The sequence below is a fragment of the Kribbella qitaiheensis genome (genome assembly GCF_014217565.1).
Lineage (GTDB): Bacteria > Actinomycetota > Actinomycetes > Propionibacteriales > Kribbellaceae > Kribbella > Kribbella qitaiheensis_A.
In genome coordinates this window covers 4,046,073-4,068,927 of sequence record NZ_CP043661.1, presented here as the reverse complement: position 1 = coordinate 4,068,927, position 22,855 = coordinate 4,046,073, and the positions used below count along the sequence as shown (strand labels likewise).

At 66.6% G+C, this 22,855-nt stretch carries 27 protein-coding genes, 1 tRNA gene and 1 pseudogene; 16 read left to right on the top strand and 13 right to left on the bottom strand.

Annotation, left to right across the window (positions count from 1 at the left end):
• Window positions 1-111: 111 nt before the first annotated feature.
• The 3 genes from F1D05_RS19080 to F1D05_RS19070 all read left to right on the top strand — a co-directional run bounded on the left by F1D05_RS19080 (window position 112) and on the right by F1D05_RS19070 (window position 1,960).
• On the top strand, window positions 112-1,209 hold the full coding sequence (locus F1D05_RS19080) for a MerR family transcriptional regulator (protein WP_185448904.1): 1,098 nt from the start codon (window positions 112-114) through the stop codon (window positions 1,207-1,209).
• Window positions 1,206-1,481, top strand: coding sequence for a hypothetical protein (locus tag F1D05_RS19075; RefSeq protein ID WP_185448903.1), 276 nt, complete (start codon window positions 1,206-1,208; stop codon window positions 1,479-1,481). Before F1D05_RS19080 ends, F1D05_RS19075 begins: the two co-directional genes overlap by 4 nt.
• 86 nt (window positions 1,482-1,567) lie before the next feature.
• On the top strand, window positions 1,568-1,960 hold the full coding sequence (locus F1D05_RS19070) for a hypothetical protein (protein WP_185448902.1): 393 nt from the start codon (window positions 1,568-1,570) through the stop codon (window positions 1,958-1,960).
• Here the strand turns inward: F1D05_RS19070 and F1D05_RS19065 are convergent.
• On the bottom strand, window positions 1,957-2,547 hold the full coding sequence (locus F1D05_RS19065) for a TetR/AcrR family transcriptional regulator (protein WP_185448901.1): 591 nt from the start codon (window positions 2,545-2,547) through the stop codon (window positions 1,957-1,959). The two genes, F1D05_RS19070 and F1D05_RS19065, sit on opposite strands and share 4 nt — an antisense overlap.
• Window positions 2,548-2,743: 196 nt before the next feature.
• Here F1D05_RS19065 and F1D05_RS19060 point away from each other — a divergent pair, with 196 nt between their 5' ends.
• Together F1D05_RS19060 and F1D05_RS19055 are read left to right on the top strand one after the other, a co-directional pair.
• Window positions 2,744-4,441 (top strand): hypothetical protein, encoded by a 1,698-nt coding sequence (locus tag F1D05_RS19060; protein ID WP_185448900.1) that lies wholly within the window; start codon window positions 2,744-2,746, stop codon window positions 4,439-4,441.
• Between the two features lie 145 nt (window positions 4,442-4,586).
• Window positions 4,587-5,177: a G5 domain-containing protein gene (locus tag F1D05_RS19055; protein ID WP_185448899.1), complete on the top strand. Its 591-nt coding sequence runs from the start codon at window positions 4,587-4,589 to the stop codon at window positions 5,175-5,177.
• On the opposite strand, the gene F1D05_RS19050 is transcribed toward F1D05_RS19055, so the two are convergent.
• Window positions 5,174-7,315 (bottom strand): polysaccharide lyase family 8 super-sandwich domain-containing protein, encoded by a 2,142-nt coding sequence (locus F1D05_RS19050; RefSeq protein WP_246486817.1) that lies wholly within the window; start codon window positions 7,313-7,315, stop codon window positions 5,174-5,176. The genes F1D05_RS19055 and F1D05_RS19050 overlap by 4 nt on opposite strands.
• Between F1D05_RS19050 and F1D05_RS40430 the strand changes: the two genes are divergently transcribed.
• From F1D05_RS40430 to F1D05_RS19045, 3 genes are all read left to right on the top strand, one after another.
• Complete coding sequence (locus F1D05_RS40430) at window positions 7,299-7,646, top strand: hypothetical protein (RefSeq protein ID WP_246486816.1); 348 nt, start codon at window positions 7,299-7,301, stop codon at window positions 7,644-7,646. The two genes, F1D05_RS19050 and F1D05_RS40430, sit on opposite strands and share 17 nt — an antisense overlap.
• Window positions 7,647-7,756: 110 nt before the next feature.
• Window positions 7,757-7,987: an SDR family NAD(P)-dependent oxidoreductase gene (locus F1D05_RS38960; protein WP_206686277.1), complete on the top strand. Its 231-nt coding sequence runs from the start codon at window positions 7,757-7,759 to the stop codon at window positions 7,985-7,987.
• Window positions 7,918-8,445, top strand: coding sequence for an SDR family oxidoreductase (locus F1D05_RS19045; protein WP_206686276.1), 528 nt, complete (start codon window positions 7,918-7,920; stop codon window positions 8,443-8,445). The genes F1D05_RS38960 and F1D05_RS19045 overlap by 70 nt, the downstream gene beginning before the upstream one ends.
• A 482-nt stretch (window positions 8,446-8,927) precedes the next feature.
• Here F1D05_RS19045 and F1D05_RS19040 read toward each other — a convergent pair whose 3' ends face one another.
• The 4 genes from F1D05_RS19040 to F1D05_RS19025 form a co-directional block, all read right to left on the bottom strand.
• Complete coding sequence (locus tag F1D05_RS19040; RefSeq protein WP_185448898.1) at window positions 8,928-9,479, bottom strand: VanZ family protein; 552 nt, start codon at window positions 9,477-9,479, stop codon at window positions 8,928-8,930.
• Window positions 9,476-9,973, bottom strand: a complete 498-nt coding sequence (locus F1D05_RS19035) for a hypothetical protein (protein ID WP_185448897.1) — start codon at window positions 9,971-9,973, stop codon at window positions 9,476-9,478. Before F1D05_RS19035 ends, F1D05_RS19040 begins: the two co-directional genes overlap by 4 nt.
• Before the next feature lie 254 nt (window positions 9,974-10,227).
• Window positions 10,228-10,551, bottom strand: coding sequence for a divalent-cation tolerance protein CutA (cutA, locus tag F1D05_RS19030; protein WP_185448896.1), 324 nt, complete (start codon window positions 10,549-10,551; stop codon window positions 10,228-10,230).
• Window positions 10,538-11,182 carry a helix-turn-helix transcriptional regulator gene (locus F1D05_RS19025; RefSeq protein WP_281388985.1) on the bottom strand — a complete coding sequence of 215 codons (645 nt, stop codon included), beginning with the start codon at window positions 11,180-11,182 and terminating at the stop codon, window positions 10,538-10,540. The genes cutA and F1D05_RS19025 overlap by 14 nt, the downstream gene beginning before the upstream one ends.
• Window positions 11,183-11,419: 237 nt before the next feature.
• Here F1D05_RS19025 and F1D05_RS42045 point away from each other — a divergent pair.
• The 5 genes and pseudogenes from F1D05_RS42045 to F1D05_RS43045 form a co-directional block, all read left to right on the top strand.
• Window positions 11,420-11,821: pseudogene (locus tag F1D05_RS42045) on the top strand (DUF3631 domain-containing protein); the annotation flags it as partial.
• Between the two features lie 100 nt (window positions 11,822-11,921).
• Window positions 11,922-12,299 (top strand): DUF3631 domain-containing protein, encoded by a 378-nt coding sequence (locus F1D05_RS42040; protein WP_281388984.1) that lies wholly within the window; start codon window positions 11,922-11,924, stop codon window positions 12,297-12,299.
• 56 nt (window positions 12,300-12,355) lie between these two features.
• A complete protein-coding gene (locus tag F1D05_RS19015; protein WP_185448894.1) occupies window positions 12,356-12,592 on the top strand; it encodes an excisionase family DNA-binding protein in 237 nt (78 codons plus the stop codon).
• Window positions 12,593-12,687: 95 nt separating this feature from the next.
• Window positions 12,688-13,536: a tyrosine-type recombinase/integrase gene (locus F1D05_RS19010; protein ID WP_206686273.1), complete on the top strand. Its 849-nt coding sequence runs from the start codon at window positions 12,688-12,690 to the stop codon at window positions 13,534-13,536.
• Window positions 13,505-13,747, top strand: coding sequence for a site-specific integrase (locus F1D05_RS43045; RefSeq protein WP_206686272.1), 243 nt, complete (start codon window positions 13,505-13,507; stop codon window positions 13,745-13,747). The genes F1D05_RS19010 and F1D05_RS43045 overlap by 32 nt, the downstream gene beginning before the upstream one ends.
• Window positions 13,748-13,836: 89 nt before the next feature.
• On the opposite strand, the gene F1D05_RS19005 is transcribed toward F1D05_RS43045, so the two are convergent.
• Window positions 13,837-13,910 (bottom strand) — tRNA-Gly (locus F1D05_RS19005).
• Between the two features lie 235 nt (window positions 13,911-14,145).
• Here F1D05_RS19005 and F1D05_RS19000 point away from each other — a divergent pair.
• Window positions 14,146-14,586: a MarR family winged helix-turn-helix transcriptional regulator gene (locus tag F1D05_RS19000; RefSeq protein ID WP_246486815.1), complete on the top strand. Its 441-nt coding sequence runs from the start codon at window positions 14,146-14,148 to the stop codon at window positions 14,584-14,586.
• 158 nt (window positions 14,587-14,744) lie between these two features.
• Window positions 14,745-15,320 carry a dCTP deaminase gene (gene dcd, locus F1D05_RS18995; protein WP_185448892.1) on the top strand — a complete coding sequence of 192 codons (576 nt, stop codon included), beginning with the start codon at window positions 14,745-14,747 and terminating at the stop codon, window positions 15,318-15,320.
• 16 nt (window positions 15,321-15,336) lie between these two features.
• Here dcd and F1D05_RS18990 read toward each other — a convergent pair whose 3' ends face one another.
• From F1D05_RS18990 to F1D05_RS18975, 4 genes are all read right to left on the bottom strand, one after another.
• A complete protein-coding gene (locus F1D05_RS18990) occupies window positions 15,337-16,893 on the bottom strand; it encodes a hypothetical protein (RefSeq protein ID WP_185448891.1) in 1,557 nt (518 codons plus the stop codon).
• Between the two features lie 122 nt (window positions 16,894-17,015).
• Window positions 17,016-17,234, bottom strand: a complete 219-nt coding sequence (locus F1D05_RS18985; RefSeq protein WP_185448890.1) for a hypothetical protein — start codon at window positions 17,232-17,234, stop codon at window positions 17,016-17,018.
• A gap of 45 nt (window positions 17,235-17,279) precedes the next feature.
• On the bottom strand, window positions 17,280-18,113 hold the full coding sequence (locus F1D05_RS18980) for a DUF4097 family beta strand repeat-containing protein (RefSeq protein WP_246486814.1): 834 nt from the start codon (window positions 18,111-18,113) through the stop codon (window positions 17,280-17,282).
• Window positions 18,110-18,865: a hypothetical protein gene (locus F1D05_RS18975; protein WP_185448888.1), complete on the bottom strand. Its 756-nt coding sequence runs from the start codon at window positions 18,863-18,865 to the stop codon at window positions 18,110-18,112. Before F1D05_RS18975 ends, F1D05_RS18980 begins: the two co-directional genes overlap by 4 nt.
• A gap of 115 nt (window positions 18,866-18,980) precedes the next feature.
• Here F1D05_RS18975 and F1D05_RS18970 point away from each other — a divergent pair, with 115 nt between their 5' ends.
• Window positions 18,981-19,781: an SDR family NAD(P)-dependent oxidoreductase gene (locus tag F1D05_RS18970; RefSeq protein ID WP_246486813.1), complete on the top strand. Its 801-nt coding sequence runs from the start codon at window positions 18,981-18,983 to the stop codon at window positions 19,779-19,781.
• Between the two features lie 2 nt (window positions 19,782-19,783).
• On the opposite strand, the gene F1D05_RS18965 is transcribed toward F1D05_RS18970, so the two are convergent.
• On the bottom strand, window positions 19,784-20,596 hold the full coding sequence (locus tag F1D05_RS18965) for an LppX_LprAFG lipoprotein (protein WP_185448887.1): 813 nt from the start codon (window positions 20,594-20,596) through the stop codon (window positions 19,784-19,786).
• A 90-nt stretch (window positions 20,597-20,686) separates the two neighbouring features.
• Entirely contained in the window at window positions 20,687-22,849 is a 2,163-nt protein-coding gene (locus F1D05_RS18960) for a (Fe-S)-binding protein (protein WP_185448886.1), read from the bottom strand.
• Window positions 22,850-22,855: the final 6 nt, after the last annotated feature.

Below are 22,855 nucleotides of genomic sequence, written 5' to 3'. Positions count from 1 at the left end.
GGTCCTATTTTCACCTCCCCGGGCCGGCGCGTCAGCTCCAGGCCTGCCGGTGACTCAGCGGTGGTCCTTGTGGTTGACCTTCGAGTTGGTCGAAGACCCAGGATCAGTGTCATGACCGACGACCTGCTGACCATCAGTACCTTCGCGCGCCGGGTCGGGCTGACCCCGAGCGCGCTCCGCTTCTACGACGACTGCGGGCTGCTACGCCCTGCCGAGGTGGACGAGCAGAACGGCTACCGGTACTACTCGCCCGAGCAGGAACCGCGCGCCTCTCTACTGCGCGATCTACGCGAGATCGACCTGCCACTGGCCGACGTACGGGTGGTGCTGGATGAAGGGCCTGCGCGCGGAGCGGCCGTCGTGCAGGCGCATCTGCGGACGGTCGAAGGCAAGGCGGACACGGCCCGGCGGGCGGCGACGCGGATCCTGGCGACACTGCCGGCTGTCCCGTACGAGTGCGCGGTGACGTTGGGCGGTGCAGAGCTGGCGAGCGCGATCCGGCAGGTCGCTGCCGCCGCGGCGCCGACCGATGAGATCCCGGCGCTGGCCTGTGTGCTGGTGGAGCTTGGTGAGGACGAAGTGACGCTGGTCGCGAGCGATCGGTACCGGCTGTCGGTGCGCAAGCTCCAACCGGTCGGGTTCCGGGGTAGCCCACGGAGTCTGCTGGTCAATGCCGCCGAGCTGGTCGAGCTGGGGCGCTGGGTCGCCGGTGCGGAGACCGCGGCGATCGAAACCGGCCCTGGCGGATCGACAGTCGTGCGGATCGACACGGGTGGGGAAGCGACGGGGTCGGTGGCGGACGGGTCGTCCAGAGCGGTCAAGGTGATCGAGGACGACTTCCCGGAGTACCAGGTGATCCTGGACGGGCTCGCCGCGCCGGTCTGCCGGGTCGTCGTGGACCGGTTGCGCCTGCTCGACCTGCTCACCGACGGGATCGTTGCCCTCGACATCCAACCCGGGCAGCTGACGGTCAGCGAGGTCGATTCGTCCGCAGACGGACCGGGGACGACCAGCGCGCCCATCGAGGCGGTCGGGGTCGGGCAGGTACGGATCGGCTTCACGGCGGCGGTGCTGGCGGCCGCGTTGAGCGTGAGCGTGGGACCGGACGTACTGCTGGAGATCTCCGCGCCGGAGACACCGGTCATCGTCCGCTCGGCCGACCAAGGCACCTTCACGACCCTGGTCATGCCCGCCCGCCTCGACGGGTGACGCGCGGCTACTACGGCTGGCTCGCAGGTGCGTCACTCTCGGCTTTCGGTGACACGGCATTGTTCGTCGCGAGTACGCCGGGGTCTCATCTGAGCCGTTTGCAGTCGTTGCTGGTGCTCGCGCAGACAGTGCCACTGATCGTGTCCAACAACTTGCTGGGGGTGATGGCCGGCCTCAGTCCCGGGCTCGCAGTACTCGTGTGTGGGGTCGGGATGGCCGGTGCGGGGGTGAGTTTGCTCGCTGTCCGGACGGTTCGGACTGCTGCGATTTGAGCTGAGGGGAGTACCTTGAGGGAATCGGAGGGGTGGACGTTCACTGTCGAGCGCCTTGGAGTCTCCGGTTTGACGAGGCGATGTCGATGTCGTTCCCGCTTTACCTACCGTCATCCCGCCCGCTGTCGCGTTCCGGACACCAAGCCGCTCCAACCGTCACCAGCGCAGCCACCGCGCGACCAAGCGCCGCGAGCCCGGCTGCCGGTCGGCTGACCGGGGTCGGTGAGCCGGTACGGCGGACGCCGTCGGACATCACGCTCGCGGTGATCTTCGCCGAGCTGACCGCGGCCCGCGCCGCCAACCAGGCCGAGCGTGGCACCCCGCGGCTCGGAAACGCGGGCGGCCCCCGCGCCGACCGCCTCCTGGTCAGCTTGGAGACCTGCGTGCACGCCCTCGAGGACCGCAACCTCCCGATCCCGCCGACCCTCCGCGACGAGCTCCGCCTCCGCCGCGCCCTCTACCCGACCCACCGCCGCTAAGCCACGGCGACGTAGGGCGAGAGCAGCAGATCCAGCTGGTCCCGCAGGAAGCCGGTCAGGGATCCCCAGCCGTTCACGGCCCAGACCTGCAGGGCTCCGTTGAAACAGACCAGGGTCAGCCGTGCCAGGGCGGGCACGTCGACGTCAGGTTTCAGCTCGCCGGCCTGCTGTGCGGCGGTGAGCAGCCGGACGCAGTTGTCCACGATCGCGGCCGAGTGGGCGAGCGCATGGGCCCGGAACTCGGGATCGGTGACGTCCAGCTGAACGAAGCCGAGCCCGTTGCCGAGTTCCTCGCGGTGCTTGATGTGCGCGACGCTGGAGAGGGCGAAGTCGCGCAGCGTCGCCATCGGTGAGGTGTTCCGCGCCTCGGCCGCGGCCACCTCGCGGAGCACTATCAGCGGTGACTGGGCGGCCGAGGCCAGCAGCAGCCCGCGCTTGGACCCGAACCGCTGCATCAGGGTCGGCGGAGCGAGCCCGACCCGGCTGCCGACGGCCGCGAGGGTGAGCTTCACCGGGCCGAGCTCTGCCAGCACCTGGCGGGTCGCGTCCAGGATCGCGTCATCGCTGACCAGGCGTGGTCTGGCCACGAGTCTCCCTCGTCGCTCGGCTTGGTAGTTTACGAATGAGCGTTCACTAATTCGGATGACAGTAACAGATCTCTGCGAGGTCAGTTATCGATTTACGACGGGTGGACGGCGGGGGTGCTTGGATGTCCCGCTAAGGTCTGTACCGGTCGGCCCTCCGCCAAGGGCCGAACTTTGTCGTTCAACGGGGAGCTCTTCCATGCGTTTCGCCCGCATCGTCCTGGGCCTGCTGCTGGCCCTGACCGGGTTGCTGGTCACGATCGCCGGCGCCGTCGCCGCGTTCTGGCTGGTCGGCCCGGACAACACCGTCGACACCGGTGAGCGGCGGCTGACCAGCACAGGTCTCGCCGTGATGACCGCGCCCGACCTGCTCGACCGGCACGGCCCGACCCTGCACGTGAAGGCGTCCTCGGCCAAGCCGGTCTTCATCGGGATCGGCCAGGACCTCGACGTGGCCAGCTACCTCGGCGGTTCGCAGTACTCGCGGGTGGTCCGGCTGAACCTGCCGCCGAAGTTCGACACCCAGGAGATGAAGGGCGGCCTGATCCCGCTCGCCGCGCCCGCCGGGCTCGACTGGTGGACGGTCAAGGCGAGTGGTGCGGGCGAGCAGTCGATCTCCTGGCCGATCGCGGACGGCTCGTACGACGTGGTCGCGATGAACGCCGACGGCTCGCCGGGCGCCGACCTCCGGCTCACCGTCGGGGTCGAGCTGGCCGGGTTGTTCGGGACCTGCCTGCTCGTGCTCGGCGTCGGCGTGGTGCTGCTGCTGGTGGGGCTGGTGCTGATGTTCATCCGGAAGCGGCGTCCGCCGGTGCCACTGCCCGTCGTGCCGGTGGTGAAGCCGCTGCCGGAGCTTCAGCCGGTCGGCCAATCACCGGGTCAGCACGCACCGGCGTACCAGTCACCGACGTACAAGGGTCCTGCCAAGCGGGTCGCCGGGGCGACGGCTTTGTTGCTGGTGGCAACTGGTTGCGTCGCAGTGCCGGTGAAGAACACCAGCGCCACGACGACGAGCCGGCCGGCAGTCACGGTGGCCGACGGGCAGGCCGTCGTGGCGCGGTACAACGACCTGAACAACAAGGCGAACCAGGCTCGCGACCCGAAGCTGTCGGAGGCGATCGAGGGCGATCCGACCCTGGCGATGACGCGGGCCGGCTACCAGATCGGTCGCAAGACCGACCCGGCAGGCAAGAACAAGACCAAGCCGTTCAGCTACCTCAAACCGAAGATCGGGGCGCCGCAGTTCAGCTCGTACCCGATGCGGTTCGTGGTCGACTCGGGTGTCTCGGACGAGCCGGACAGTCGCCAGCTCGGCGTCTGGCAACGGCAGAGCGCCGGTACGCCGTGGCTGCTGACGCACTCGGTCTACCCGTCGACGACGATGAAGCTGCCCCCGATGGAGGGGCTGCGGGTCCCGGCCAAGGCGGACATGGACAAGCTGTCGAGCCTGCCGCAGTCCGCGGCCGGCAATCTGGCGATCTATCTGACCGGTGGCGCGCGATCCCCCAAGGCCGCGCTGTTCACGCCGTCGCCCGGCATGCTCAACCTGCTGAACCAGCGGGTCAAGGACCGGACCGCCGACATCAAGCAGGACTACATCGCGAACGCCACCGACACGTTCCGGCCGTCGGGCGACCTGGTCATCTTCATCACCTCGGCCGGTGAGGGGCTGGTCTTCCTCTCCCTCACCGAGCAGTACCTCCAGCTGATCGAGCCGGGCTCCAACGCCTACTGGACCAGCGGCGAGGTCACCGCTTTCAGCAGTTTCGTGAAGTACACCCAGACCCTGCACCGGGACTACCTCCATCAGGTCGCCGTCGTCATCCCCCTCAAAGGCCACGGCAGGATGCGTGTCCTGTCCATCGACGGCCAGCTGGTCGGCGCCGGCGGTTCGTGATCACGGTTGGTTATGAGGGGTTGTCCGGGGAGGGTGGCGGGTTGATGCTGTAGGCCAGTTGCCGGCGGGACGGGTGGGGATCGGTCTCGCGGCATTGGGGGATCGAGGGTGGGGTATGGGGTCAGGACGTCTGTTTTGTGCTGCCGTGGTCGTGGTTTCCGTCGGCCTGCTGACGGGGTGTGGGTCGGAGGAGAAGGCGGTCGGGCAGGCGGCGGTGCCCGTTACCGCTCCGGTGCCCACAGCGGAGACACTGCCGAGTGAGACGCCGGAGGTCGTGAGTACGCCGGTGGATCCGCCTGCGTCGGTCGCGCCGGTGACGGTGACGAAGTCGGTGGTCGAGGCGAAGGTGATTCCGTTCAAGAAGCGGACGACGCTGGACTCGTCGGTGGCCAAGGGGGAGAAGTCGATCACCACGCGAGGCGTCAACGGCGTACGGCGGCTGACGTACGAGGTGACGCTGGTCGACGGGGTGCAGACCGCCAAGCGGCTGGTCAAGCAGGCTGTCGCGAAACAGCCGGTCACGCAGGTCACCACAGTTGGCACCAAGGTCGACGAGCCGTCCAGCGGCGGTGGCTGCGACCCCAACTACTCCGGCTGCGTCCCGATCGCCAGCGATGTCGACTGTGCGGGCGGTAGCGGCAACGGCCCGGAATACGTGCAGGGCCCGGTCACCGTGATCGGGTCGGACATCTACGGCCTCGACGCCGACGACGACGGGATCGGCTGCGAGAGCTAGTCCCCGAGCGTCGTGGTGAGTGTGCGGCCGTAGGTCTTCCCGGTGGGGTAGGTCAGGCGGGTGCCGGTGAGGGTGTGCGTGACCGTGGCGTCGCCGGAGACCTTGCGGAGCCATTGGCCGAACAGGGTGATCGCGATGGTCGGTCGCGACATGGTGGGGTCGGAGACGGCGACTGTGGTGGTGCGATCGGGGTGGCGTTGAGTGAGCACTGAGGCTGGGCCGTCGATGGTGAGGCCGGGGATGGTGTGGTGGCCTGGGGTGAAGGTGTTCGCGGCGGTGAGGTTCAGGGCGGTGTGGTGGATCGCCTGTAGGCGTTGGGTGTTGGAGAGCAGGAGCAGTCGGCCATATGCGTAGGAGCGCAAGCGCGACTCGGTGGCGTGGGGGACCAGGGCGTACGCGTGCGCAGTACTGGCCGAGGTGAGGTTGAAGACCTTCTTCGTGACGGCGGTGTCCGGGTTCGAGGCACGGATAACCCGGCGGCTGCGGGTCACGTCGGTGAGGTCGACGGCTACCTGGCTGAGTGCAAGGAAGTAGTAGCCGACTGAGGTGCCCGCGGTGAGGTTGGCGTAGCGGAGCCACCTGGTGTCGCGCTGGATGGTCACCTGGTCTGTCGGTGCGGCTATCCGGGCATCCAGAGAGGTCGTGACTGCTCTGTTGTCATCGCCAATGCCTGCAGCGAGTACGACGATCTCTTCGTCGAGCATGAACCAGGACTTGGTCGACCGCGCGTTCTTGTAGACCACGAAGTCGTCCGGCAGGGTCTCCCGCTCGGCGTACGCGACGTCGTCGGACTGGATCCACCCAGCCGCGCCATAAGCACCGAGGGTCGCCCCGCCGGAGTACTGGTTCGTCCCGCGAGGGAAGTAGACGTACGTGTTCTGCGCCTCGGAGGAGGGCGTGAACACAGGCGGGTTGTCGTAGTACTGCGTGCCGTAGAGCTCCGGGATCGTACGGCGTTCTTCTACCGGCGCAGTGACGCCAGCAAGGGCGTAAGGCGACACTGTGGTGAAGTAGTCGACACCGAACGCCTTGGTCTGATCCTGCCCGGACAGGTAGAGGTAGAACGCGCCATCGCCCTGGAACCACGGCAGCAGGTTCTCGCCACTCATGTACTCGTACTTGCTGATCCGGTCCGAGCTACGCGCCAGCGCGAACGCGTACCCGGGCCGGCGGTGCACGGTCCGATCCATCGCGTTGAAGGCGACACTGCTCGCCGGGGGATTGAGGTCAGCAGCCTGTACTGCGGGGTCGCCGATGATGTCGGCGAACCGGGCCACGCTGACCGGCGAGACGAAGCTGTTCGGGTTCAGCGTCGGCCGGGCGGTGAACTTGACGTACCCCTTGAGCAGCGCCGCGTCGGCAGCCGCGGCGTAGTCCGAGAGGTCGACGATCGCCTCGACCACGACCGCCACGTCGTCGTACCCGGTGGCGGTCCGGCTGACCGCGCGGCCCTTGACGATCTCCATCATCCAGCCCTCGAAGATCAGCGGCGCGAAGCCGTTCACCACCCAGCCCTGGACGACGCCGACCAGGTCGCCGCTCTGCGCGTAGCCGGTGCCGTCGAGCATCTTGATCGTCTGGACGACCCGGCTGAGCATGCCCTTGCCGTACGACCCGGTGTAGGCGACCGAGTCGTGCTGGATGAACGAGCCGTCCGCGTAGTACCCGTCGGTGACGCCGTGCTGCAGTTCGTACGGATCGATGGTCGCGAAGACGGTGAACTGGTCCTGCAACGCCTTCCGGATCCGGGCGTCGTCCCCGAGCAGCGCGCCCTGGATGACGCGGTTGGTGGTGATGTCGGCGAGGTTCGCGCCGGTGTGAAAACGGGAGTCGAGGTTCACGTCGCCGTTCGTCCCGTTGCGCAGATAGGAGTCCATCGACGCGACGTACGTGCTGACCAGGTCCCGGGGCGCGTCCAGCAGGGCGAGCGTCCGGCCGACGTACGTCGAGATGCCGATCTCCCAGGTGAACCAGTTGCCGTAGTAGCCCTTCGCCTGGTCGCCGTAGTAGTTCGCGTGCAGCCACTGGAGCTTCTCGAGCAACTTCGCCTGTACTGCGAGGTTGCCCTGCAGGTCGGAGGCCGGGCCCGGGGCGTTTCGTGGCCAGCGCGATCTCGTAGAGGTGCTGGTACGACGCACTCAGGTTGGGGTCGCTGACGCCGAGCTGGAGCCCGGCGAAGAGTTCACCGGCCTGGGCCCGATCCATCGACGCGAGCCAGGTTCGCGCGGTCTGGTCGATCGCCGCGAGTTTCGCCGCGACCTCCGGACGGGCGTTGGACTCCTCCGTGCCCGCGAAGATCGCGATCGCGTTGGCGAGGAGCCGGCCGGGTGTTTCTGGCGGGGGCTCAGCAGCCGAGGCGCCGGCGGGATGAACCGCGGTCAGCAGCGCGGCGGCGGGGACGAAGGACAGCAGGCGGCGACGAGTGATCTGCACTGGTACTCCCGGGCGAAGGGGAAAAACCTCACCTGAGGAGTCAAGCAGTCGAAAGTAAGTTACGGCAACCGCTTACCCACTCTTAGTTTTCATGACCTGCCCGCTATTATTGAAAATTCAATCGTCTAGTCGGTGAGGTGGATCAGGTGTCGTCAGTGCTGATCGTCGGTGGAAGCGGCGGGCTGGGCAGGGAGATCGCCCGGTACTACGCGGAGCGGGGTGACTCCGTCGTCGTGACGAGCCGGTCCGCGGAGCGCGCCGAGCAGGCGGCTGCCGAGATCGGTGCCGCGACCAGCGGGGTAAGGCGGTGGACCTGGCCGAACCCGAGGGGATCGAGAAGGCGCTGGCCGAGGTCGGCGAGATCGACCATCTGGTGATCACCGCGATCGAGCAGTCCGGCAACACCGTCAAGTCCTTCAGCATCACCGACGCCGTGAAGGCGTCGACGGTAAAGCTGGTCGGGTACACCGAGACCGTGCGGGTGATGAGCGACCGGCTCCGTCCGGGCGCTTCCATCGTCTTGTTCGGCGGCCTCGGCAAGGTCCGTCCGTACCCGGGCTCGACCATGGTCACCGCGACCAACAGCGCGGTCTCCGGTGTGATGCGAACCCTCGCCGTCGAACTCGCGCCGGTCCGGGTCAACGCTCTTCATCCCGGCGTCGTCGGCGACAGCCCGCAGTGGGTCAGCCGTCCGCAGGAACTGGCCGTCTCCCGTACGCCGATCGGCCGGCTCGCCACGATGGCAGAAGTCATCGACGCCACCGACTTCCTGTTGCGCAACGGCGCCGTCAACGCCGTCGACCTCCACCTGGACGGCGGCACCCGGGTCGTCTGACCCCCGACTGGTTGCCTCTGGCCACGCGTATGGAATGGTTCCCAGCACCATGTTTGCAAGGACAAACCGGCATCATTCGAAATTCTGATACCGGCGCGTCGGCCTCGCCGTGATCTGACGAAGGGCCGCACACGATCGACCGATCAGATGATTTGAGCCGGTGTGAGGTGGGTAGTCCGGCCGGCCCGGTCCCCGCTGACCACTCGCAGGGATCGGGCACGCAAGAGCACGCAGACTCTGTCCGGCCGCCGAAACGACGAAACCCCAGCTCAGGAACCTGCCTCTGACCTGGGGTTTTGCGTGGAGCGGGTGACGAGAATCGAACTCGCACTGTCAGCTTGGGAACAGACTTGTCAGCTCAGGCGGGGCTGAGCGTGAGTGGTACGGAGCACTGACCCCACCTTGAATTGACCGCTAGTTACCCGTGGTTCGCCTCAGAATCCTTCAGTCGGGGCACGCCGGGGGCACGGCGGGCACGCGCCTTACGACTGGAGCTGCCTAGCCTCTGGAGCCGACCTGGTGAGCTGCTGAGAGACGAGCCAGTGATGGACGATTGATGAGATGGCCGCTGCGATTGTGCAGCCGATGGTGTTGCTCAGGATGTCCGTGATATCGCCTGCGGTCCCGAGGGGAGTGAAGGTCTGCAGCACCTCGATCACCGAAGAGAGCATGGCTGCGGCTCCGAGCGCGAGCACTATGACTCGTTGCCGTGTGGCATGCCGCGCGATCCAAGGCAGGAGGAGGCCGGCGGGCACGAACAACAGGAAGTTCATGACGATCTCGGTGTCGTTTGCTGCGGTCTGGGTGGCGAATGGAACCCAGTTGAACCAGATCCTTCCAAGAGAGTCCTGGGGTCTGCCTCCGAGGGTCGCCAGCAACAGCCCGAGTCCCCACAATGCGGTGGAGGCGCTAGCCAGGTGAGCGGCTCGGATGAAGTCGCCCTGCCGAGTCAACCTGACTAGCCGAAGCAGTACCCACGCGAGGAAGGCAAGTGCCACCACGGCCGCCGGAATGACAAGGCTGTCTGGAGTCATGTGTAACTGATTACCACAGTCCCGCCCATGGTCTGACCATCCCTCATCAGGTTCTTCTTGGTCTTGATGTAGTAGTTGTGGTTAGTGGTCAGGCCGTTAACACACGTCTTCAGTTGGCTGGAGAGGCTGAACTGGATGGTTCGCTGCAGTTCATCGCTGATTGAGTTGTCCTTGTAGACCTCGACCCGGAAGTTGTTGTCGTTGTTCTGGGCGCCGCCAGTGGCGTCGTGCTCGTTGTGCAAGTTGGGATCGACACAGATTTTGCCGGTGGAGTTGGTCGAGAAGACGGGACTCGTCACTCCACCGCTGCCGCCACTTAGGCCGGTCACGGTACCCGTGTACGGAAGCCCGACAGCCTGAATGACACTCGGCTTGAGGGCGGCTGCGGGGCCGGGATTGGTAGCAGCCTGCGCAGAGCCTGCACTGGCGATCAGGACGGTGACGGCAGCAAGCGGTACGGCCAGAGCCGACTTGAGACCAAGCTTGACATTCACTAGCGATACTCCTCTGTGGGCGGGTGAGCAAGCGCTTGAACGATAGATCTCATTTCGATGTAACTCAATGTGTCAAATCTGCAACAAGCTGCAACCTTTCTTGCCTTGACATGAACGTCCGGCGGTGGACGGTCAACGTGTCGTCCGGTTCGGCGTAAAGCCGGGCCGGTATGACTGACGACCTGACCGGGGATGCCGAACGCCCCCGGCCGGATTGCTCCGAATACGGGGGCGTTCGGTGTTGTGGGGGCGTTCTAGCGGGTTTGCTCGGTGATCCAACTGAGGTAGGCGTCCGAGCCGTCCGTGATTGGCAGGAAGATCAGTTCGGGGACCTCGCCGCTGTGGTGCTCGTCGAGGTACTTCACCAGGTCGTCACGCTTGTCTGTCGCGGTCTTGATCCATAGCTGCCACTCCGGCTCGCTCCAGACCTTTCCCTTCCACCGATACACGGCGGTGATGGGGGACGTGATTTGAACGCAGGCAGCCAATCGAGCCTCAACCAGCCCCTGAGCCAGCTGGTGGCCTTCCTCTTCGGTCGGGGTGGTCGTTAGTGCAACAACGTGATCAGGAGTGGTCATTGGCAGATCCTTCGATTTGGGGAGCTGTGCGCAGAGCGGTAGCTCCGAGGGTCTTCTTCAGTTCCTTCACCTGTTCGCGTACTTCGTCCTCGCCGCGTCCCAGGGCACCCCATCCGGACAGGATGTTGCCGTCGTGGCTAAGGCCAGTCCAGATGCCCAAGGCGTTCACGCCGTGGTTGTGCAGCACGAAGTAGAGCGTGCCCTTGGAGTTGACTGCTCCGTCTTCTGCGGCGTACCAGCCCATCAGGATCTTGTTGTCCCAGAGGCGCAACTCCCCCTGCCAGTTGTAGCCGCCTTCGTCGAGTGTGACGCTGCCGCGCGAGCTGGTCTGGACGTGGATCAGGTCGTCCTGCTGGGTAAGCATGACCGTCTGAGTCGTGATGACCTCCTTGTGGTTCTGGCTGGTTTGCCATGCCATCCACCACTCGCCAGAGAGCGCCACTCGGTGCAAGAGCGTGACGCCGGCCAGCTCGGTCACAGGAATCTTGAGCGCCTGGGCGATCGCGACGCCCACCGCTAGCAGCGGCTGCTGTTCGCCGCTCTCGTAGCGGCGTATCTGCCGTGTAGCGACACCGGCTTTCTCCGCTAACTCGGCTTGGGACATCTGGAGCTCCATCCGTCGCTTGCGGATCAGCTCCCCTGTGCGCGTGTTCTCAACGCCAGCCCGTCAGCGGTCTACCGGTCCATCGGTGTGGACCCGACCAACCCGCCGACGCTGCTCATCGATGAGGCAGACACGATCTTCGGCCCGAAGGCAGGCGACAACGAAGACCTACGCGGCCTGCTCAACGCCGGACACCAACGCGGCCGGCCGACGCTGCGCTACGACGCCGGAACCAAGACCGTGGACAAGATCGAAACCTTCGCCATGGCTGCCCTGGCAGGGATCGGGAACATGCCCGACACCATCGAAGACCGAGCAGCGGTCATCAGGATGCGTCGCCGTGCACCCGGGGAGACTGTCCAGCCCTACCGGGTCCGCCGCGACGGGCCCGCACTGGGAGACCTGCGCACCGACCTGCACACCTGGATCACCGCCCACCTGGACGAACTCACCAACGCAGAACCGGCGATGCCGCTGGAAGACCGCGCCGCCGACACCTGGGAACCGCTGATCGCACTGGCGGATCTCGCTGGAGGCGACTGGCCAACCGCCGCCCGAATCGCCGCCCTGACCCTGCTCGCCGACCGTGAATCATCCGCAGACATCCCGCTGCCTGCCCGGCTGCTCACCGACTGCCGTACCGCGTTCGGCTACACGCCGGCACTTTCCTCAGTCGGCCTGGTCGATCGGTTGCGCGCCGACGACGAAGCACCCTGGAGCGATCTGCCCGCCCCGGCCCGGACTGACCGTCCGCAAGCTCGCCGCGATGCTCCGCGACTTCGAAATCACCTCCGGAAACGTCCGCTTCCCCGATGGCAGCCAAGCCAAGGGCTACACCCGCGACGCCTTCGAAGACACCTGGAACCGCTACTGCCCAACCCCCGAAAACACCGACCAGGAGGGAACCGTCCCAATCCGTCCCAACCGTCCCTTCGCAGGTCACACCGGGGACGGATCGATCCCCTGGGACGGATCAACCGTCCCAACCAGCCAAACCGTCCCCGCTCTGACCTGCGAAGGGACGGTTGGGACGGATTGGGACGGATCCCCCCAGACAACCAAAAACCCCATCTGCATCGGCTGCCGCCAACCCCTCACCCACGACGACGGCACCCACACCCACCCCACCTGCGAAACCGCATGACCATGCCCGCCGTACGACCCGAAGCGACTTGCATCACGGAGCAAGGGAGAACCAAGTTGTCAACGGCAACGAGTGAGACTGATCGGCTGCTCGACGTTACGGAAGCCGCGATGATGCTGGGCACCTTCAACGAGAGTGGCGTCCGATACCCCCGCCGCCTGATCGCAGAACGCCGGATCGAGTTCGTGAAGCTCGGTAGCAAGGTGCGCATTCCGGAGTCGGCGATTCGCGACCACATCAAGAACAACACGGTCCGGCCGATCCGGCTGGCGAACATGGGGGAGGCCGCCTGATGACGATGAGACGATGGGGACGAATTCGCAAGCTGCCCTCTGGCCGATTTCAGGCCCGCTACCCGGGGCCCGATGGGATTCTCCGCCCCGCGCCGATGACCTTCGCCACCAAGACCGATGCCGGGCGCTGGTTGACTCTCAAGGAAGCCGAGATTGCGCGCAATCAGTGGATCGATCCGGCGTTGGCGGAGGTGCCGCTAGGCGACTATGCGCGTAGCTGGATTCGTGAGCGTCCCGGACTACGGCCGAAGACGCTGGTTCTGTACAGCGGACTCCTTCGGAATCACATTCAACCGACGCTCGGCGGAAAGCCGCTGGGAGAACTGACCGCGCCGCTGCTCCGGAACTGGCGGCAAGACCTGCTAGACGGCGGCCTAGGGCCGGTCACCACTGCCAAGGCGTACCGCCTGCTCCGCTCAATCCTGTCAACTGCGGTGGAGGACCGAATCATCGATAGCAACCCTTGCTACATCAAAGGCGCGGCAACCGAGCGCAGTCCTGAGCGACCGGTCCTTACCGTGAGCGAGGTCTACAAAGTCGCGAACGGCATGCATCCGAGGTACCGCGCCCTGGTCCTGCTCGCGACATTCGGGAGCCTGCGATGGGGCGAGCTGGCAGGCTTGCAGCGGAAGCATGTGGACCTGGTCAACGGCGTCGTACGAGTTCGTCAGTCGGTGGTGGAGTTGCCGACCGGCGAACTCCGGATCAGCCCACCGAAGTCGGACGCCGGACGACGGACCATCTACCTGGATGAGTTCGTCATGGACGATATCCGGACGCACTTCGACGTCTATGTGGAATCGAAATCAGACGGCTTCGTGTTCACCGGCGCGAAGCGAGCCCAGTTGCGGCGGTCAACGTTTCAGCGTCACTGGCGGCGCGGGTTGGAGGCGGCCCGAGCTGGACAGCCGAGTGCACTTCCACGACCTGCGGCATACCGGTAACACATGGGCTGCCGAGAGCGGCGCGACGCTCCGGGAGCTGATGGAACGTATGGGCCATGCGAGCAGTCGAGCCGCACTGATCTACCTGCACACCAACGACGACCGTCACAGGGCAGTCGCCAAGGGAATGTCAGAACTTGTCGAGAACAGCCTGAGAGAGGCGGCGGCCGAAGAGAGTTCTGACGACCTTCCGGAGGCGTCTGGAACCTAAGGGGCACGGAGGGGGCACGGCAGGGCTGCCAGGCCCCTGAGACGACGAAACCCCAGGTCAGAAAGTGGCCTCTGACCTGGGGTTTTGCGTGGAGCGGGTGACGAGAATCGAACTCGCACTGTCAGCTTGGGAAGCTGATGTTCTGCCATTGAACTACACCCGCGGAGCTGTCCCTCAACCAGCAGACCGCAGGATCATACCTGAGGCCCGGGGTGGTTCGCACGGGGGGTTATCGGGCAGTTTTCCACAAAGGGCGCGCCCAGGACTGGGCAGGCCGGTCAACTTCTGGCAGATTAGAACGCGTTGCCGGGGGCAACATTCGACGCAACGTGAGGATGCGGTCCCTGCCGGGACCGGACAAGATGGTTGCGGGGCAACTGAAAAGAAGGGGTGAACAGGTGGCAACTGAAGCCAATGACGCACTGGAGAACCTGGAAAAGGAGCTCGTCACGTTGGCGCGCCGGCTGCGCGGTCTGCAGCGGACGCTGTCCGACGAGGCACACCCGGACCTGGAGCCGGCGCAGTACGCGTTGCTGAACCATGTCGAGGAGCTCGCACCGGTTCGGATGGCCGATCTGGTCGCGGCACTCGAAGTGGACAAGGGTCCGGTCAGCCGGGCCTGCGCAAGACTGGAAGAGGAAGGTCTGCTGAAGCGGGCCGCCGACAAGTCGGACGCGCGGGCGACCCTGCTGACGCTGACCGCCAACGGCAAGCGCAAGCTGGCCGCCGCGCGGAAGAAGCGGCACAAGGTGATCGACGACCTGCTCAAGGACTGGTCGCCGGCTCAGGTGAAGACCTTCGCCACCCAGGTGTCGAAGTTCAACAAGCTGTCCGGCTGATCCGTTGCCGAGGGCCCGTAGCTGGGGCGATCCGGGGAGCTGAGGGCTCCGGAGGGCCATCTTCGGGCCGGTAGGACCAGATACCTGACCGGCCTGCGCGGTTCACCGCGTTGGGCCGGGGCGGGCGGAGGAGCGGCATGCTGCGGTAGGTTGCGTTCGTGCTGCTCTCCGACCGCGACATCCTGGCCGAGATCGACGCGAAGCGGGTCCAACTGGATCCGTTCGAAGCTGCGATGGTGCAGCCGTCGAGCATCGACGTACGACTGGACCGCTTCTTCCGGGTGTTCGAGAACCACCGGTATCCGCACATCGACCCCGCCGAGGAGCAGCCCGACCTGACCCGGATGGTCGAGCCGGACAGCGACGAGCCCTTCATCCTGCATCCGGGCGAGTTCGTGCTGGGCTCCACCTACGAGCTGGTGACGCTGCCCGACGACGTGGCGGCGCGGCTGGAGGGCAAGTCCTCGCTCGGCCGGCTCGGCCTGCTGACGCACTCCACCGCCGGCTTCATCGACCCGGGCTTCTCCGGGCACGTGACGCTGGAACTGTCGAACGTGGCGACGCTGCCGATCAAGCTCTGGCCGGGGATGAAGATCGGCCAGCTGTGCTTCTTCCGGCTGTCCTCACCGGCCCAGCACCCCTACGGTTCCGCGAAGTACGGCTCGCGCTACCAGGGCCAGCGCGGCCCGACACCGTCGCGCTCGTACCAGAACTTCCACCGCACCGACATCTGACCTGCGTTTCGGGTGATCAGGCGGTCGGCTTCAACACGACCAGGATCTTCTCGCGCTCCAGGTCGTCACCGAGAGCCTCCTGCAGATAGGCGCCGCCGTACTGCGTCACCGCGGTCGGCGACGGCACGCCGAGCTTCGGGTCGTAGAACGACATCGACGAGCCGAACGCGCTGCTGGGATCGTTCACCCCGGGCGTCTCGGTGGGCGGCGTGACCAGGCCGTCGTCGGTCGGCGTCGTTCCGTCGGTCGGGGTGGTCCCGGTCGTCGGCGTCCCGGACGGGTCCGACGAGGACGGGTCCGACGAGGGGCGCGGGATGTCCTGGCCGCCGGCCAGGTTCAGCATCACCGGCTGGTCCTCCCCGGCGACCCCGTAGACGACGCCGTGGAAGGCCGCGGTGACGCGGGGGACGATCCGGCTGGCCGAGGACTTGGTGTAGCCCCAGACCTTCTTGCCGGTGGTGTCGTCGATGCCGATGATCTCGTCCGTGCCCGGGTTCTCGCCGGTGGTGCAGACGACGCCGGCGGCCTGGTCCCCGAGGCAGCGGAAGTAGTAGTCGTGCTCAGTGTCGAGGGCCGACTTGGTCTGGACCACGGCGCCGGTGGCGATGTCCACGGAGTACAGGGTGTTGATGTAGGTGTAGATGACCGACTTCGAGTTCGGCACGTAGGACGAACCGGACAGGAAGGCGTGCTTGGTGCCGCTGCCGGCCGGCTGCAGGTAGTTGAGCTTGGTGGGGATCTGCTTGCTGACCTTGCCACTGGCGCCGTCGGCGATCACGATCGTGCCGTCGTGCGCGCCCTCGGAGTTGCTGGCCTTGGTGCCGACGACGGTGCCGTTCAGCACGCCGGCCGCCTCGAAGAACGGGATCACGTTCGCCTTCTGCGTCTTCGGGTCGGCGAAGATGGTGATCGCGGAACCGGCCTTCTTCTCACCGTCCGCCGCGTCGATGCTGAGGCCGAGCGCGACCTGGCCGGTCGCCTGGTCGTAGCTCTTGCTCAGGAAGCCTTTGGAGCCGCCGCCCGGGCCGAGGGTCTGGCTGAGGTCGACGGTCAGTTCGGCGAGCTTCTTGCCGTCGGCGGCGTCGAGCCACTGCAGCAGCACCTGGCCGTGGACCTTCTGGGTGCCGCCGCCCTTGTCGTTCTGGACGTAGGCGATCGCGATGACGTCCTTGCCGTCGACCTGGACCGGCATCGGATCGGTGTGGGCGACGGTGCTGATCGTGTCCGGCTTCGTCGTGGACAGGACCGTCCACGGGTCGCGTTGGCCGGCGATGTCCCGGCCGGTCAGACCGGTCTTGCCGGAGACCAGCGAGGTCTGCCCGACCATCCCGGCACTGAGCGAGTAGGTGTCCTCGGTGTCGGACTTCAGGACGCCGTAGGCCTGGATGGGATTGAAGCCCTTGGGTGGGTCGAACGACGCGACCGCGGGGGCCGACGGGGTGCTCGCCGGGTTGTCACCGCCGTCTTTCGAAGTGCCGTTGCCCTTGTCGTCGTCCTTGCCGCCGCAGCCGGCCAGCAGGACGAGCAGGGCGGCTGCGGTGGCGACTGCTTTGGCGGTCGTCGGACGCTGCATCGTTGCTCTCTCCCCAAGTCAATCGAAATGATCGCTTGAAACCTAGCAGCGTCAGCGGTTCGGGATGGTGATCAAGCCCAGGCGTTGCAACAAGCTGCAAAGTGACTGATAAGTCATCGATCTCACCGCACCACAGACAAGCCCGTACGGCGGTGGCGCGGCTGCGGCTCGAGCCGGTCGGCCAGGCGCCGCAGCACCCCGGCCAGCTCGTGCCGCGGGCCGCCGGCCTCGCCTTCGGCCCGCAGTACCTCGCGGTGTTCCTTGCGCTGCGCCCGAACCTCGGCGGCCTTGATCTGCTCGGCGACCCGGTGACGGGCGACCTCTTGGTGTTCGGTGATCATGATGTTTCCCCTCACTGGTCCCCGTTGACGAATGTGGTTGGTGGTTCAGACCCGGACGACGGTGATGTCCCCGGAGACGGTGCGGGCCCGCAGCATCAGCGAGCGCTCGCCCTCGGCCGGCCGTTGGGAGGCCTCGAGGTCGCACCGGATGTGGCCGGTGATGGTCTTCAGGTCGAGATAGGTCGGCACGCCCTCCGGTACGCCGATGTGAACGTCGCCGCGGGCGGTCTCGGCCCGGACGCTCGGTCCGTCGGCGAGTTCGACCGTGACGTCACCGGAGCCGGAGGTGGCGACCGAGTGGTCCCGGATCCGCTCGATGGTGATGTCACCCGAGCCGACCTTGACGGTGGTCGGGCCGGCCGCGTCGCCGACCCGGATGTCGCCCGAACCGGTGCTCAGGCCGAGCGAGTCGGCGGCCTCGCCGATGTCGATCGCGCCGGAGCCGGTCTTGGCGCGGACCGGACCCGCGGCGTACCGGACCCGGATCTCGCCGCTGCCGGTGCTCGCGCCCAGGCTGCCTTCGACCCGGTCGAGCTGAATCTCGCCGGACCCGGTCGACAGCCGGGACTCACCCAGCGGCGTCGAGGCGACGATGTCGGCCGAGCCGGTCTTGATCCGGGTGATCAGCTGATCCGGGGTCTGGACCCGGACCCGGATCTCCGGGCCGCGGCGGACGTTGCGGGGGCCCTCGACGATCAGCTCGCCGTTGACGACGTCGCACCGCACGCTCTCCGCCTGGCCTCCGTCGACCTCCAGAGAGACCAGCGTCTTGTCGCCGTCGACCGGGTGGATCTCCACCAGGCCGGAGCCGATCTCGATCCGGACCCGGTCGATCTCGCCGGCTTCACCGATCACCTGAGTGCTGCTGTAGTCGCTCACTCTGCCCACCCCGTCATCTGCTGTCCCGGTCCGCGTCCACCGCGGCGGTCGTGCTTGTCCCGGCGCGAGTCGCGCTCGCCGCGCCGCTGGTCGCGGTCACCGCGCTTGTCCCGGTCGCCGAAGACGCCGTCCGGTCCGAACGGGCCTTCCGGTCCGAACACACCGTCCGGGCCGAAGACACCGTCGGGTCCCAGCGGGCCTTCCGGTCCGAGCGGACCGTCGGGGCCGAAGAAGCCACCTCGCGGGGCGCGCGGCGGGCGGGGCGGCCGGGGGCCACCGCGGCGGCCGCGGTCGCCGGTCAGCGAGGTCATCACGGTGCGCATCAGCCACGCGTTCGAGGAGATGCCCTCGCTCGCGGCGGCCTCGTCCACCTTGTTCTTCACCGACATCGGCAGCCGCAGCGTGATCCGTGCGGTCGCCTCGTCGGCGTCCGGCGCGAGCTCGTCGGCCACAGTGCCGGAGTCGTCCGTCTCGTCGTCCAGGTCGTCGTCGGGGCCGGTCAGCTGACTCGGGGCCGGCGTGACCACGAACTCGGGGCGGCCACCGGCCATCCGGAGCTCGACCGAACCGGGGGAAAGCTCGCGGCTGATCTCACCGGCGGCGTCGGACAGGGCTGAGATGAGGGCCAGCCGGCCCGCGTCATCCAGCGTGGCGCCGAGGCGCTGAGCCACGGAGCGAGTTTGGTCGTCGGCCAACGCGGTGGCGTTCTCCACGCTACGGCGGACCGACTCGAGGTAGTGGTCAAGTTCCATGACGCAATAGTGACGTCACTATGACGTCACTGTCAACCCCTCGTGATGTCATGACGCCGTCAAGGGGTGCTGGTGATGCGGCAGAATGAAGGTTCAACGAGCTAGGGAGTGAGCTGTGAGCGTGTCCAGAGGAGTGCTCGTCACCGGGGCGTCACGAGGCGTCGGAGCGGCGGCGGCGAAGGCGTTCGCGGCCGCCGGTGATCGGGTCGTCCTGCATTGTCGCGGTGCCGTCGACGAGGCGAACGCAGTACTGGCCGAGCTTCCCGGCGAGGGGCATTCCGTGATCACCGGCGATCTTGGTGATTCGACCGGAATCCCTTCCCTGGTTGAGGAATCAGCCGCTGCGCTCGGGCGGATCGATGTGCTGGTCAACAACGCTGCCCTGTATGTCGAACAGCCCGTCGCCGGGTCCCGCCGGATCGGTCATCCACTGGCGGAGACCTCGTACGACGAGTGGGTGGCGGCGTGGCGGAAGACGCTCGCGGTGAACCTCGAAGGGGCGGCGCACCTGACCTGGTGCGTGGCCCGGCAGATGCTCGACGTGGCACCGGCCGATGGCGTCAAAAGAGGCGCCATCGTCAATGTCGGGTCGCGCGGCGCCTACCGCGGCGAGCCGGACGTACCGGCGTACGGGGCCTCGAAGGCCGGATTGCACGCCTTGGGGCAGTCACTGGCCGTCTCACTGGCGCCACATGACATCACCGTGACGTCAATCGCGCCCGGATTCATCGCCACCGACATGACGGCCCAACTGCTGGCGGGACCGGCCGGCGACCCGATCCGGGCCCAGAGCCCGTACGGACGGGTCGCACGAGCCGAGGAGGTCGCCGACGCGATCGTCTGGCTGGCCTCCCCGGCCGCGACCTGGTCCACCGGCGCCGTCCTTGACTTCAACGGCGCTTCCTACTTGCGCTGAGGTCAGCGCTTGACGATCTTGCTCGCCGGCGGCGCGGTGATGGTGACGGGCTTGTTGTACTCGTTCATGTTCATCACCATGCTGATGCCCTGGGCGTCGAACGACATCTTGTGGACGAGATGGTCGGCGCCGAGCCAGAGCGAGTAGGGCAGCGTCTTCGGCGTGCCCGCGGGCAGCTTCTTGCTCTGCGTCTTGAGCGCTGCCGCCGTGTCGACGGTCAACTCGTAGTGGTCGAGCTTGACGCCGTCGACGGTCTCCGGGCCGATGAACTTCACGTTCTTCATCCCGATGCCGAGCGCCTTGAACGTCTTGGTCGGATCGGCGCTGTCCACCATCGCCCCGATGCCGGCCGGATCGGCGACCTTCGTGTCGATCATCAGGTACTTGCCGGCCGGCGTCGCACCGGGCATGGACATGTACAGCTTGCTGCCGAGCACGATGATCTTCGCCGACTTGCCCTCGAACGCCTGACCGGTCATCGTCATCGACGCGGCCAGCGGCTTGGCCTGCTGGTAGCCGGTGATCGTCATGATCGTCTGACCGCCGGCGGTCATCGTCGCGGTCGTCCGCCAGGTCTTCTGCTTGGTCAGCGCGGTGTTCATCGCCGGCAGGAAGGTGACGCGGTTCAGGTGCGCGACCGGTGCCGGCGGTGCCGTCGTCGGCGGCGCGCTGGTCGGTGCCGTCTCGGTGCTGACCGGTACGGACGGCATGGAGCCGTTCGCGCTGTTCTTCCCGTCACTACCTCCGCAGGCAGCCAGACCCAACGCCAGCGGCAGTGCGACAGCCACGGCTGCCAGCCGAGTACCAAACTTCACAACAATTCCCCTCCCAATGGACCCCGAGCTGTCGGATCCTACGGGTCCGAGTGGCTTCACCGGAAGGGAATTGCAGCAACGTGCAATCAGTCAGCTGCCGCGCTTGACCGAGCTGAGCAGCAGTTGGGCGACGTCCTGGACCTCGACGGACTCGCGGGCCGAACCGTCGGCCTGCTTGGCCGTCAGGCCGTCGGACAGCATCACCCGGCAGAACGGGCAGCCGGTGGCGATCTTGTCCGCACCGGTCGCGACGGCTTCGTCGGTCCGGTTCAGGTTGATCCGGCTGCCGGTCTTCTCCTCCATCCACATCCGCGCGCCACCCGCGCCGCAGCAGAACGACTTGGTCTGGTTCCGCGGCATCTCGGCGAACTCCGCGCCCGGGATGATGTCGAGCAGCTCACGCGGCGCGTCGTACACCTGGTTGTGCCGGCCCAGGTAGCACGGGTCGTGGTAGGTGATCTTCTGCCCGTTCAGCGCGCTGTCGGTCGGCGCGACCGGGGTCAGCTTGCCCTCGCGGACCAACCGGTTCAGCAGCTGGGTGTGGTGGATGACATCCAGCTCGACGCCGAGCTGGGAGTACTCGTTCTTCAGCGTGTTGAAGCAGTGCGCACAGGTCGAGACGACCTTCTTCGCGCCAGTCTCCTTGAACACCTCGGCGTTCTGCATCGCCAGCTGCTGGAAGACGAACTCGTTACCGGCCCGGCGAGCCGGGTCACCCGTGCAGGTCTCACCGTCACCCAGTACTGCGAACGAGACGCCGGCGATGTTCAGCAACTCGGCCACGGCCTGGGTGGTCTTCTTGGCGCGATCCTCGTAGGCGCCCGCGCAGCCGACCCAGAACAGGTACTCGACCTCGGCCAGCGTCTCCACATCGGTGCCGACCTGCTTGACCTCGAACGGCAGATCCTTGGCCCAGTCCATCCGACCCGACGGGCTCATGTTCCACGGGTTGCCCTTGTTCTCCAGGCCCTTGAAGAGCCCGTTCAGCTCGGACGGGAACGACGATTCGATCAGCACCTGGTAGCGGCGCATGTCCATGATCGCGTCCACGTGCTCGATGTCGACGGGGCATTGCTGCACACAGGCGCCACACGACGTACAGGCCCACAGTGCTTCTTCGTCGATCACGGCGACGTCGGCCGCGCCGACCAACGGCCGCTCGACCTCGGCCTTCACCAGGTCGGGCAGCGACTGGCGCTCTTCGTCCGACGAGGCCAGCAGGTACGGCGCCTTGGCGTACGCGTGCTCGCGCAGGTTCATCATCACCAGCTTCGGTGACAGCGGCTTCTCGGTGTTCCAGGCGGGGCACTGCGACTGGCAGCGGCCGCACTCGGTACAGGTGGTGAAGTCGAGCAGGCCCTTCCAGGTGAAGTCCTCGATCTTGCCGACCCCGAGGGTCGCGTCCTCGTCGAGCTCCTCGATGTTCTCGAAGTCGATCGGCTCGCCCTTGATCATGATCGGCTGCAGCGCGCCCAATGCCAGACCGCCGCCATCGCTGGTAGCAGGCTTGCGCTTGAACCAGATGTTCGGCCAGGCGGTGAACCGGTGCCAGGCGACGCCCATCGTGGCGTTCAGCGAGATGGTGATCATCCAGGCGAACGAGATCAGGATCTTGACCATCGCGACCAGGTAGACCGCGTTCTCCAGGCCGTGCTCCGACAGGCCGCCGAACAGCCCGGTGCCGAGGAAGAACGTGGTCGGGAAGTGGAACTTGGAGGCGCCACCGAGCTCGTACTCCAGGCCGCGCAGCAGCAGGATGCAGATCAGTACGCCGAGGATCGTGTATTCCACGTAGTACGCCTGCCAGGCGCGGGAGCCGAAGAAGCGGCTGTACCGGCCCTTCTCGCCCTTCGGCAGGTTCCGTAGCCGGATCGCCATCAGCCCGATGATCGAGACCAGACCGGTCCAGGACAGGAACTCGCTGACCCACTCGAAGACGAACCAGTGGCCGATGATCGGCAGCACCCAGTGCGCGGAGAACAGCTGCCCGAACGCCGTCACCAGGCTGAGGAACAGCCCGATGAAGCCGAACGCCACGAACCAGTGCAGGACGCCGATGTGGCTCCACTGCAGCATCCGGGTGTGCAGCAAGGACTCCTTGGCGAGCGTGGCCGTCCGCTGCCCCGGGTTGTCCGTGCGGCTGACCGGCTGACCGAGCTTGATCACGGACACCATGTGCCCGATCGTCTTGCCGAACAGTGCGACACCGACAGCGGCGATCGCGAGCGAGACGACGATGGCGAGGATCTGCATACCAGC